The organism is Binatus sp. (SeqCode) (assembly GCF_036522015.1).
Classification (GTDB): Bacteria; Desulfobacterota; Binatia; order Binatales; family Binataceae; genus Binatus.
On the sequence record NZ_DATDGQ010000232.1, the window covers coordinates 1 to 10,586 of the forward strand.

At 60.3% G+C, this 10,586-nt stretch carries 13 protein-coding genes; 9 read left to right on the forward strand and 4 right to left on the reverse strand.

Annotated elements, in window-relative coordinates:
- Window positions 1–897 (reverse strand): amidohydrolase family protein (locus VIW95_RS09905; protein WP_331585930.1); only part of this gene is annotated, 897 nt, incomplete at its 3' end.
- 249 nt (window positions 898–1,146) lie between these two features.
- Between VIW95_RS09905 and VIW95_RS09910 the strand changes: the two genes are divergently transcribed.
- Together VIW95_RS09910 and VIW95_RS09915 are read left to right on the forward strand one after the other, a co-directional pair.
- Window positions 1,147–1,839, forward strand: a complete 693-nt coding sequence (locus VIW95_RS09910; protein WP_331585932.1) for an N-acyl homoserine lactonase family protein — start codon at window positions 1,147–1,149, stop codon at window positions 1,837–1,839.
- 72 nt (window positions 1,840–1,911) lie between these two features.
- Complete coding sequence (locus tag VIW95_RS09915; RefSeq protein WP_331585935.1) at window positions 1,912–2,598, forward strand: zf-HC2 domain-containing protein; 687 nt, start codon at window positions 1,912–1,914, stop codon at window positions 2,596–2,598.
- Between the two features lie 6 nt (window positions 2,599–2,604).
- Here the strand turns inward: VIW95_RS09915 and VIW95_RS09920 are convergent, their stop codons facing one another.
- From VIW95_RS09920 to tadA, 3 genes are all read right to left on the reverse strand, one after another.
- Entirely contained in the window at window positions 2,605–2,946 is a 342-nt protein-coding gene (locus VIW95_RS09920; protein WP_331585937.1) for a DUF4236 domain-containing protein, read from the reverse strand.
- 60 nt (window positions 2,947–3,006) lie between these two features.
- A complete protein-coding gene (locus VIW95_RS09925; protein ID WP_331585939.1) occupies window positions 3,007–3,522 on the reverse strand; it encodes a hypothetical protein in 516 nt (171 codons plus the stop codon).
- Window positions 3,523–3,668: 146 nt separating this feature from the next.
- Window positions 3,669–4,133: a tRNA adenosine(34) deaminase TadA gene (gene tadA, locus VIW95_RS09930; protein ID WP_331585941.1), complete on the reverse strand. Its 465-nt coding sequence runs from the start codon at window positions 4,131–4,133 to the stop codon at window positions 3,669–3,671.
- A gap of 64 nt (window positions 4,134–4,197) precedes the next feature.
- On the opposite strand from tadA, the gene VIW95_RS09935 reads away from it, so the two are divergent.
- The 7 genes from VIW95_RS09935 (at window position 4,198) to VIW95_RS09965 (ending at window position 10,454) form a co-directional block, all read left to right on the forward strand.
- Window positions 4,198–4,710: an FxLYD domain-containing protein gene (locus tag VIW95_RS09935; protein ID WP_331585943.1), complete on the forward strand. Its 513-nt coding sequence runs from the start codon at window positions 4,198–4,200 to the stop codon at window positions 4,708–4,710.
- 254 nt (window positions 4,711–4,964) lie between these two features.
- On the forward strand, window positions 4,965–5,291 hold the full coding sequence (locus VIW95_RS09940) for a rhodanese-like domain-containing protein (protein WP_331585945.1): 327 nt from the start codon (window positions 4,965–4,967) through the stop codon (window positions 5,289–5,291).
- Between the two features lie 246 nt (window positions 5,292–5,537).
- Window positions 5,538–6,731, forward strand: a complete 1,194-nt coding sequence (locus VIW95_RS09945; protein ID WP_331585947.1) for a sialidase family protein — start codon at window positions 5,538–5,540, stop codon at window positions 6,729–6,731.
- Between the two features lie 38 nt (window positions 6,732–6,769).
- Window positions 6,770–7,612 carry a carbon-nitrogen hydrolase family protein gene (locus VIW95_RS09950; protein ID WP_331585949.1) on the forward strand — a complete coding sequence of 281 codons (843 nt, stop codon included), beginning with the start codon at window positions 6,770–6,772 and terminating at the stop codon, window positions 7,610–7,612.
- Between the two features lie 43 nt (window positions 7,613–7,655).
- The gene (locus tag VIW95_RS09955; RefSeq protein ID WP_331585951.1) at window positions 7,656–8,255 is read left to right on the forward strand and encodes a glutathione S-transferase; all 600 of its coding nucleotides are present in this window, start codon (window positions 7,656–7,658) and stop codon (window positions 8,253–8,255) included.
- A 16-nt stretch (window positions 8,256–8,271) separates the two neighbouring features.
- A complete protein-coding gene (locus tag VIW95_RS09960) occupies window positions 8,272–9,093 on the forward strand; it encodes a hypothetical protein (protein WP_331585953.1) in 822 nt (273 codons plus the stop codon).
- Window positions 9,094–9,272: 179 nt separating this feature from the next.
- The gene (locus VIW95_RS09965) at window positions 9,273–10,454 is read left to right on the forward strand and encodes a CoA transferase (RefSeq protein ID WP_331585955.1); all 1,182 of its coding nucleotides are present in this window, start codon (window positions 9,273–9,275) and stop codon (window positions 10,452–10,454) included.
- Window positions 10,455–10,586: the final 132 nt, after the last annotated feature.

Below are 10,586 nucleotides of genomic sequence, written 5' to 3' on the forward strand. Positions count from 1 at the left end.
CTTCAACTTTGTCGGGTAAGTCCAGCCGAGCAATTCGTACTTCTGATCCATCCGGTCCATGATGTACGGTGCCCAACCGCATCCCGCCTCGACGCACAAGACCTTCAGTCGGGGAAAGCGATCGAACAAGCCATCGGCCACCATCGTCATCGCGGCCGGCACCACCTGCGCAAATCCGCCGAGCGCGAATCCGAACACGGTGCGAAACTCGCCGGGCTGGTAGAACTGCCCGATAATCCCCGGCGCGCGATTGAAGCGCACGATCACGTGCAGGCAGGCGGGGATTCCAGCGTCCTCGCACTCGTGCCAAATCGGATCGAAATCAGGATGCGAGAAGCGTCGTCCGCCGACATTTTCCGGCGCAAGAAAAATCCCCTTGAAGCCCAGCTTGATGCATCGCTTGAGCTCGGCCAGCGCCGATTCCACGTCCTGCAACGCGATATGCGCGATCGGAATCACGCGGCTGCGCACCGTGCTCGCGAAGTCGTTGATCCAGTTGTTGTAGGCGCGCGCGTAAGCCGCCGCGAGCTCGTGATCCGCGACGTCCCACAAAATTCCGACCGTCGGGAACAGCACGCCAGCGTTGACGCCCCATTCGTCGAGCAGTTTGACCCGCGCCGCGGGGAGGTAGCTCGCTGGCGGGCATCCGTCCAGGTAGCCGAGCCGTCCCGGCACGAAGAGTTCCTGACGCGGCTGATTGGCGCCGCCCAGTCCGGCGAGCATCCCCTTCAACAGCGGCTGATTATCGACCATCAGCACTTCGAGACCATCGCCCGGATCCTTGACGATCCGAATAGCGCGATCGCGAAACTTCGGCTCGAGATACTTCTCCCACAAATCCGGCGGCTCCATCACATGCGAGTCGCAATCGATGACGATCGAATCCGAAACATTCATTGCTCAAAATCTAACACGCTGGCGGGCGCCGAACGAACTAACATTCCCGCCGCGTGCGCGTGATCGCGCGTCGCCGCGGTTTGGTGTAAAGATTTCAACATCGCGAACAGGAAGGGAAGTTTCAGCCGATTGTCAGCGCAAAGGCTGATTCACTGAAAAGAGATGACACTCAACGTCTATGCGTTCACCTGCGGATAGCTCACGCTTCCGGCCGCGCTTCTGCTCGCCGGCGAAAAGGGTAGCCTCACGGTGCCGGTGCCCGCATACCTGATCGAACATCCGAAGGGCCGTGCGATCTTCGACAGCGGCCTGCACGTCGAAACTCAAACCGATCCGAACAGCCGCCTGGGACGGCTCTCCTCGTTTCACACCGTGGGGTTCAAACCAGGCGAGGAGATCGCGGCGCGTCTCGATACGCTCGGCGTCGGCGCGTCGAACATCGATTTCATCATCAATTCGCATCTCCATTTCGATCACTGTGGCGGCAACCAGCAACTGCCCAACGCGACCCTGCTGATTCAGCGCCGCGAATGGGAGGCCGCGCACAACGCCGATCTGATCGAGAGCGTCTACTACGATCCGCACGACTACGACCACGGGCATAAGGTGAAGATGCTCGATGGCGAGCACGACGTTTTCGGCGACGGCTCGGTGGTATGCTTCCCTACCCCTGGCCACACTCCCGGCCATCAGTCATTGCGCGTGCGAATCGGTTCCGACGAAGTCGTGATGACCGGCGACGCCTGCTACCTGCGCCGCACGCTCGACAACTTCCATCTGCCGACCGCGATGTACGATCGCGATCAGATGCTCGAGTCGATACGGCGGCTGCGCGTATTGCGCGACGGCGGCGCGATGATCATCACCGGACACGACCCCGAACTGTGGCAGACCATCCCGCAGGCGCCCGACCGGCTGGCAGCGGTCCGGACAGCCGCCTGAGGTGAATTTCGACGCTTTGACCTCGTCTATTGCTCTAGGCGACCGTAACCGCCATTTGAGCGCGACGGTCAGATGCCTGAATGTAGCGAAATCGGCCTGATGCTCGGCGCCGTCGGCGACGGCGAACTCGAGCCCAACGACCTGCAGGAGGTCGCGCATCATCTTACCGGGTGCGCCTCGTGTACGGGTGCTCTATCCGACTACTCGACCATCGGCGGCGAACTCAGGAAGATCGCGGTCAATCCTTCACTCGAAGGATTTACCAAATCGGTACTGGACGTAATCGCAAAACTCGTCGCCGTTGCGATGCTTGCGATCGCGCTGCACACTGCGATTGTCGGTCCCAATACGGTGAATATATCGCAGTCCATACCTGGGACCGTCGCCAGCAGACAGCCGGCTGCGCTGACCCGCCTGGTCGACGTGCGAGTCGATTCGGCTTTCGTCGCCGATACCAACTCCGGCTCTTTCAGCCACACCGGCGGGCGGACCCAATCCGGCAAGATGATCGTGTTCAACCTGCCGGGCGGCAAGACTCTTCACGTCATGCCACGTGCAATCGCTGGCAATATGATCGCGATGGAAGTGGTCCTGTTCGACGGCAAGCAGACAGCGATGACCGCCGAAATGAAGCTCGAGAGCGGCGACACGTTTGCGCTGAGCGGAGAGGATTACGGCGCGGGCACTCTCCTGATTCGTATCAGCCCAACCACAGCATCCAACGACAACGAAACGCCTCGCACTCAGCAAGCGTCGTAGCAGCGATCATTTACCGCCTGCCACCGAACCGACAATCGCAATTGCGAACGCCACCGCACCGATGACTGCCATCAACATGATCACCTGCGCGATCCCGTGCGCGGTACTCTGCTGACCGTTCGAAATCGGCTGCTCGACGTGCGCTGAATGCGCCCCCGAATAGTATCCGCTGTGCGACGTGTAGTAGATGCCGGTGCCGGGGATTCCGACCGTCTTGCGAATTCCCTTGCTGCCGACCGTCACGTGCGCGCCACGCATCCCGACCGTCAGACTCGGCCCCGACTTCGAAAGGTTGATCGATAGTCCTGGAAAAATCGACATGCGCCGATAAAATCTGAAATTGCCCATCGCCCCCAAGGGCCTCCCTCTTTTATTCCCCGCCGCGACGGGATCGAAAAAATCCGCGCATCAACTTCCGGATTTCTCTGCTTCAATTTCTTTACGTGCGTTTTTTGCGACCGCGTCCATGAAGGTGCCCGGACACTTCCGCAAAGCCTCTCGTATGATTGCGCGAGCTTTCCAGAACCGTTTTTGCGCGAGGAAGATGTCGATAAGGAGCAGGTAGGTGAGTTCAAGTTGGGTCACCGTGTCTCTGTTTCGAATCGAGAGAGCCAGGGCCCTCTGGGCGAGCGGTTCCGCCTCATGCGGGCGATTCAAATCATACAAAAGCAATCCCGCCTTGGACGCGTATGCATCAGGAGCTTCAGGATCGATCTGGATCGCGCGATCGTAATATTCAAGAGCGAGAGACGTTGACCGAGCGTCATCGGAATCTCCATACAGATCGCCGATCAAGACGATGGCCTCATAGTTCGAAGGATCCAAAAGAAGCGCTCGTTTCGCGCTGATTAGAGCCGATCGGACATTAGCCTCGTCCTCTGCAGGGTCTGCATCATTATCCACGAGGCCCTTGCCACTCAGCACGAATCGGTCTCCCGCCTCGCGGAGATACTTCGCCGCGGACGTTCTTACTGATCGATGGTGTCGCCGACTCTGTCTGTTTTTCATCTGCATCTTTTTCATCTGCATCAAAGAGCTGCGGCAGCACCAAGAGCCTCCAGCCTCTCCTCTTATGTCCCGCCGCGACGGGATCGAAAAAATCCGCGCATCAATTCCGCGCACTCCGACTCCATCAGTCCGCCCACCACTTCGAATCGATGGTTCAGCACACCGTCTCTGCCGATGTCGTACACCGAGCCCAGTGCGCCGGCCTTCTCGTCGCGCGCTCCGTAAACGACTCGCGCGATTCGCGCGTTAAGCATCGCCCCGACGCACATCACGCACGGCTCGAGCGTGACGTAGATCGACAGCATTGTCAGCCGGTACGTTTTGAGGGTCGCGGCGGCCGCGCGGATTGCGAGGATTTCCGCATGCGCCGTCGGATCGCCGAGGCCGATCGGCTGATTATGCCCCGCGCCGACAATTTGCCCGTCCGCGACTGCCACCGCGCCGACCGGAACTTCACCCTCCGCCTCGGCGCGACGGGCTTCGGCAATCGCCTCGGCCATAAACTGCAGGTGTTCCGCGGTCGTCATCACTTAGCAGATTGACATTGGCGAAGCTCCGCACCAAGATCAGGCCAAGGGGGATATAAGGCACATGAAAAAGCTGATAGCGGTCGCGATTCTTCTTACCTTCGGTGCAGCCAGCGTCACGTTTGCCGGCACTCGCGTCAATATCAAGGATAGCGAGGAAGTCGCGGCCGAAAAGGACATGCACGCCCGCTACGATCATCCCAAGACCCAGGTTGTCCCCAACGAGCAGCTCCAGGTTGTCGTCACGCGCGATGTGATCATGCATTCGTGCTGCATGCCGCCGAATCTCGTCGTCTCGGGGAAAATCACCAACACCAGCAACAAGCCCATCGATTACGTGCGGCTGCACTTCGCTTTCGAAGACCAGAGCGGCAAAATCCTGCACGGCGAGAGTCTTTACAACCACCACGCCGAGAGCCTCGCCGACGATCCGTACGTCCAGAAAATCCTGAACGAGAAGCCGCACTTCGACCCGATCCTGCCCGGCCAGAGCGATACCTTCGGTTTTTCGATTTCATGCACCGAGCTGCCGGTGTTCACGAAGGTCGAGCTGTTTTCCAACGACATCAAACAGTAGCGCGACGCCCGCCGGCGACTGGGGATGAACTTTTCCGCCTGACCCCGTCGAACTTTCTGTGTTAGTCTCATTTGTTCCCTTCCCACTACGGGAAGGTCTTTCTTTCCACCGGTCCCCCTTCCCGCGCGGGAAAGGGTTAGGGGTTAGGTTCTTGGAAGCCATGAACGCGCCAAAAACAATTTCTGACGGAACAAAACTACCCTTGGTAGTGCACCTCACCCAACACTACTACATATGGTATGGTCGGTGCCTCGATGCCTGATATCGGCGCAATCGAACCGACCGCACTCAAGACCCGTCTCGATCGCGGCGACCGCATCTTCATCCTCGACGTTCGCGAACCCTTCGAGATTTTCGTGGCGCCTTTTCCCGGTGCGAGTCACATTCCGATGGGCGATATTCCGTCGCGCCTGACCGAGCTCGATCCCGACCGCGAGACCGTCGTCGTTTGCCATCATGGCGTCCGCAGCGCGCAGGTCGCGATGTACCTTGCGCGGCAGGGTTTCGAACACGTGCTGAATCTCTCAGGTGGAATCGACGCGTGGTCGGAGGAAGCGGATCCGTCAACTCCGCGCTACTAACTGGATGCTCATCGCGCTCAGCGGCCCGAAAAATATGCAATCGGTCCGGAATGGAGGAGAGTCGCCATCAGAATATTTTGCGCGCAATCGAGTCTGGCTTTCCTGGTCCTGCTGTCGCGCGTTCTCCGGGCGCAGGATAGACCGGAAGGTTCACCAACTCCGCATGCGGCCTCATCCAAAGCTCAAGGAGGTGACGTGCTGTGGTACGGGAAGGCGCCGCCCGGCTGGGGCGGAACGGTTACCAAAATGAAACTGCTCGCTCCCGGCGTCGGCTGGGCGGAATGGGGAGGACGCTTCTATTGGACCAGTGACAATGGCGCGAATTGGAAAGATATCACGCCTCCCGCTAGGAGTGACCTTGACGAGCACATCTCTGACTTCTACTTTCTCGACAGCCAGAGGGGTTGGGCACTCTTCAGTCGTTTCAACAAAAATGAAAGCGACGAGTTTAAATACGAAGAACCAAAGCTCGACCTGGCCTCCACCACCGACGCGGGCGCAACTTGGACGAGAACGCACTTAACTCTTCCGCCGCCAGCAAACTACGGGAATCCCGATCTTATGCCTCTCGCTGGCTGGGGCGGGACAATTGCTTTCCTGGATCCGCTGCATGGCTGGATGAACATCACTCTATCACAAACCCACGGCCCTCTTTATTCGTTCTTGCTGGTGACCTCAGATGGAGGCCGGACTTGGAGCCGCTCGCCGAACGCTCCCCGGCTGGCGACTGACGATATGCTTCTTGTTACACCCAACGATGGATGGATGATTGGCACCAGCGTATTCAGTGACAAAGAGCTCTTTGTCACCCACGACGGAACAAAGAGCTGGCAGCAGGTGTTGGTGGACACGCCGAAAGAGGTATTGCCGGCAACAATGGCGAGGTACTATCAGCTCCCGACTTTCGAAGACAGCAAGCACGGCCTTTTGCTCGTGTACTATTCCGGTGGCGTAGGTGTGAAACCAGCGACTGTACTGTTCGCAACCGGCGATAGCGGCCGAACCTGGAAGCCGGACCGCATGGTGACTAACCAAGACGACGTCTCGTCGAAGTACTCGACATCCACTGTGGTGGACTCTGACTGGATCTTCGCCGCGGTGTCGGACCACCGGCCAGTACTCACTAGACTCGGAGTCGGCAGAAAGATCGATGCTAGCGCGGATGCTGCCCCTGACGCTTCGCATTACAAAGAGGCTCTTCAAGTCAGCTTCGCTACTCCAACCCAGGGCTGGGTAATAGTTGGTGATGGCGACCTAATGTCTACGGCGGATGGAGGCGCCACTTGGACCACGCTCACTCCCGGACCGCAGCCGCATGTGATCCAGCCGCACGGCAGCTTTGTTCCGAGGCAATCGATGAGAAGCTCCACCGCAGCGGCGCCCCCGGCCGACCCTCCATCGGCAAATGATTCGTCCGGCCAAAATGTGAGTCCCCGTTGAATACCTCGCGCTACTAACTGGATGCTTACCGCGCAATAATGCCGAATGGAACCATCGCGATGACCTATCTCGCCGCCGCAATCCAGATGAACGCCGGCCCCGACAAGGCGGCCAACCTGGAACGTGCCGAGCGCCTCGTCCGCGTCGGCGCGGCGCGCGGTGCGAACCTCGTCACGCTGCCCGAGGTCTTCAACTGGCGCGGCAAACGCAGCGAGCAGGCGGCCGCGGCAGAAACTCTCGATGGTCAGACGCTCACGCTGATGTCGCGGCTCGCGCGTGAGCTTCAAATCCACATCGTCGCAGGCTCGATTACCGAGCTGGCCGCCGCCGGCGAGGCGCGATGCTACAACACGTCCGCGCTGCTCGGCCCCGACGGCGGCAGAATCGCTGTTTATCGCAAGATTCATCTCTTTGACGTCGATCTTCCGGGCAGCGTGACGGTACGCGAGTCGGACGCAAAGCTGGCCGGCGCAGACGTCGTCACCGCCGCAACTCCGCTCGGCACAATTGGTCTTACTATCTGCTACGACCTGCGCTTTCCGGAACTCTATCGCCGCCTCACTTTCGCCGGCGCGCAAATCATCGCGATACCGAGCGCGTTTACGTTCCCGACCGGTGAAGCGCATTGGGAGCCGTTGCTTCGCGCCCGCGCGATCGAGAACCAGGCCTATGTGATCGCGCCCGCGCAGTTCGGTCCCAACATCTACGGCTATAGCGACTACGGCAATTCGATGATCGTCGATCCATGGGGACGCGTGCTCGCGCGCGCCGCGGATCAGGAAGGCGTCGTCGTCGCGCCGATTGATCTCGAATACCAGGACCGCGTGCGCCGCGAGTTGCCGGCGCTGAAGCATGCGCGGCTGCGTGCCGATCTCGCATGAGTTCACCTGGCTTACCGCCGATGCGCGAGAAACAGAGGTTGAGATGATCACGCTTTATCACGCGCCGCGTTCGCGCTCCTCGCGCATCATTTGGCTGCTGGAAGAGTTGGGAGTGCCCTATAAAATCGAGCTCACATCCATCGTGAGGGGCGATGGGACAGGCGCGCCGGCGCCCGACAGCTACACGCGCATTCATCCACTGAAGAAAGTACCTGCGATCGAACATGACGGTGCCGTCGTTTACGAGTCCGCGGGCATCGTCCTTTATCTTGCCGACGCGTTCCCGAAGGCTGGAATCGGTCCAGTGGTCGGCGACCCGAAGCGCGCCGACTACGTGCGCTGGCTCTTCTTCTATCCGTCGATTCTCGAACCCTCAGCAGCGGCGCGCTTCCGCGGCTGGGACAAGGACCAGACGACCGGTTTCGGTAAGTTCGAGGACGTCGAGGGTGTCATCGCGCAGGCGCTCGAGGCAGGACCGTATATTCTCGGCGAAAAATTCTCAGGTGCGGACATTTTGTATTGTTCGACCTGCCAGTTCTTCAAGGGCAACCTGTTTCCGGCGCGTAAATGCTACGACGATTACCTGGCGCGGTGCACCGCACGTCCCGCGTACATTCGCGCGATCGCGAAGGATAACGGCTGAGTAACGCGAGGATCCCATGAACAAGCTCGCTCTTCTAACTGTAACGCTCGCTCTCACCATGAGCGCGCCGGCGTTCGCGCATGACATGGCTGCGATGGGCGATATGGACGGCGACTCCGCGCCTAACGCGATGGGTGGGCAGATGGGCATGGGCGCCCACATGGTGATGACGCCGTCGCGTCCGCAAACTCCGGCCGACCTCGAGCGCGCACACAACGTGATGGAGACGCTGCGCCGCGCGCTCGTCAAGTATCACGATTCCCGAGTCGCATTGTCCGAGGGCTACCAGATTTTTCTGCCGACCGTTCCGCAGGACGTTTATCATTTTACCGATTTCCGCGCCGCGCAGCAGGAATACATGGGCCATTCCGATCCACGATTTCCCGGCTCGCTGCTCTACGTGAAAAACTCGAGCGGCGACTACGTTCTGGTCGGCGCAATGTATAGCGCGCCCGCCGACTACACCTACGATCAGCTCGACGCGATCATTCCGCTGAGCGTCGCGCACTGGCACGCCCACACCAACATCTGCCTGCCCAACGGCGTCACAATCAACGACATCCTGCGCGGCGACGTCCACGGAACGCAGGTCGATATGCCCGGCATGCTGCCGGTGTCGTCGAGTGCGTCAGCACCGGCAATCAACCAGCAACTCGGATTCCTCGCCGACGGGCGCTTCGGCTTCACCGGCAAAATCGCCGACGCCGCCGCGTGCGATGCCGCCGGCGGCCACCTGCTCAAGCAGGCGTTCGGCTGGATGGTCCACGTCTATCCATTCAACGGCGACGACCTGAAAGTAGCGTTTGGGATGAGCGTGCCAAAGCCTCCAGCGAATTGATCTTTGAGGAGCGGAGGCGCTCTTTTGTCCGGTTCCTCTTCGCGCTTTAGAAGGGGTTAGGGGTCAGGTTATCTGCTACAACCGACGCGCTGGCGACGCACTCCGCGGTCCGTGACTCCGCGCTCTATCGCGGCTAGTATCTCTTACGCTCGAACATGCGCGCTTGAGGAATTTTTCTCATGGCTGATGGACCGCTGATAGGTTTTCGCGTCCTTGATTTGACCGCCGTTATCTCAGGGCCGTTCTGCACCCAGTTGCTCGGCGACCTCGGCGCCGACGTCATCAAGATCGAACCGCCGGAAGGCGACTCGATGCGCCGAAACGTCGGCCCGCAGCGCGGCGGACTCACCGCGGCCTTCCTCAACTTCAACCGCAACAAGCGCAGCATCGTCATCGACATCAAAAAGGAACACGGCCGCGACCTCGTGCGCCGGCTCGCGGTGAAGGCCGACGCGCTGGTCGAGAATAACCGCCCCGGAGTCGCCGACCGCCTCGGCATCGGCTACACCGACATACGCCGCGCCAATCCCAAGGTCGTCTATTGTTCGATTTGCGGCTTCCCGCCCAAGGGCCGGCTCGCGAATTTCCCAGCCTACGATCCAGTTATCCAGGGCTACTCCGGGATGGCCTACGTCCAGGGTCTCAAGGCCGGCCAGCCGACCGCGGTCAAGATGGCGCTGGCGGACAAGGTGAGCGGGATGACCGCGGCGCTCGCGGTTGTCAGCGCGTTGCACGCGGCGCGCGCCCGGGGCGTCGGCCAGTACATCAAGGTCCCGATGCTCGAGGCGATGATGGCGTTCACGGCAAACGATTCGATCTACGGCTACACGCTGCTGCCTGAAGACGAGTTCAAGCATCTCGCACCCAAGAGCACCACTCTCGATCCTTTCAAAACGAAAGACGGATGGCTGACGATCGCGCCGTTTACCGACGCTCAGTCAAAGCGGCTGGCCGAGGCAGTCGGGCATCCCGAATGGTGGCCGGAGACGGCGGATCGCACCGAACGCGCCGAGCGCGGCCGCAATCTGATGCGCGGCCTCGCGAAACTCTTCCCCGAAAAGAACACCGCCGAATGGTTGCCTGTGCTCGAGGCCGCCGACATTCCGTGCGGCCCGGTTCACAACTATGAGACGCTGCTGACCGATCCTGAAATCGTTGAGAACGAAAGCTTCTCGGTTTACGAACATCCCAGCGCAGGCGAGGTGCGCGCGGTGAACCCCGGCGCCCGCTTCTCCGAAACCCCAATGAAGATGTGGCGCGTACCGCCCAAGCTTGGCGAGCACACCGACGAAATCCTGCGCGAGGCCGGAATCGAGCGAAGCCAGGTAGAAGAACTCCGCGCCGCGAAAGTGATCGTCTGATTGCTAACCTCTCCCTTCGGGAGAGGACGCGCCTCTGGCGCGGGTGAGGGCGCCAGGATCGAGCTCGATGCCAGCGCCCTCACCCGTGCGCGACACGAGTGCCGCCGCACGACCTCTCCCGAAGGGAGAGGT

What these genes read in the sequence shown, in the direction of transcription:
- VIW95_RS09950 (WP_331585949.1), top strand. Translation starts at nt 6,770, where the DNA reads ATGCCGAATGGAACCATCGCGATGACCTATCTCGCCGCCGCAATCCAG.
- VIW95_RS09935 (WP_331585943.1), top strand. Translation starts at nt 4,198, where the DNA reads ATGAAAAAGCTGATAGCGGTCGCGATTCTTCTTACCTTCGGTGCAGCC.
- VIW95_RS09960 (WP_331585953.1), top strand. Translation starts at nt 8,272, where the DNA reads ATGAACAAGCTCGCTCTTCTAACTGTAACGCTCGCTCTCACCATGAGC.
- VIW95_RS09955 (WP_331585951.1), top strand. Translation starts at nt 7,656, where the DNA reads ATGATCACGCTTTATCACGCGCCGCGTTCGCGCTCCTCGCGCATCATT.
- VIW95_RS09945 (WP_331585947.1), top strand. Translation starts at nt 5,538, where the DNA reads ATGAAACTGCTCGCTCCCGGCGTCGGCTGGGCGGAATGGGGAGGACGC.
- tadA (WP_331585941.1), bottom strand. Translation starts at nt 4,133, where the DNA reads ATGACGACCGCGGAACACCTGCAGTTTATGGCCGAGGCGATTGCCGAA.
- VIW95_RS09965 (WP_331585955.1), top strand. Translation starts at nt 9,273, where the DNA reads ATGGCTGATGGACCGCTGATAGGTTTTCGCGTCCTTGATTTGACCGCC.
- VIW95_RS09920 (WP_331585937.1), bottom strand. Translation starts at nt 2,946, where the DNA reads ATGGGCAATTTCAGATTTTATCGGCGCATGTCGATTTTTCCAGGACTA.
- VIW95_RS09940 (WP_331585945.1), top strand. Translation starts at nt 4,965, where the DNA reads ATGCCTGATATCGGCGCAATCGAACCGACCGCACTCAAGACCCGTCTC.
- VIW95_RS09915 (WP_331585935.1), top strand. Translation starts at nt 1,912, where the DNA reads ATGCCTGAATGTAGCGAAATCGGCCTGATGCTCGGCGCCGTCGGCGAC.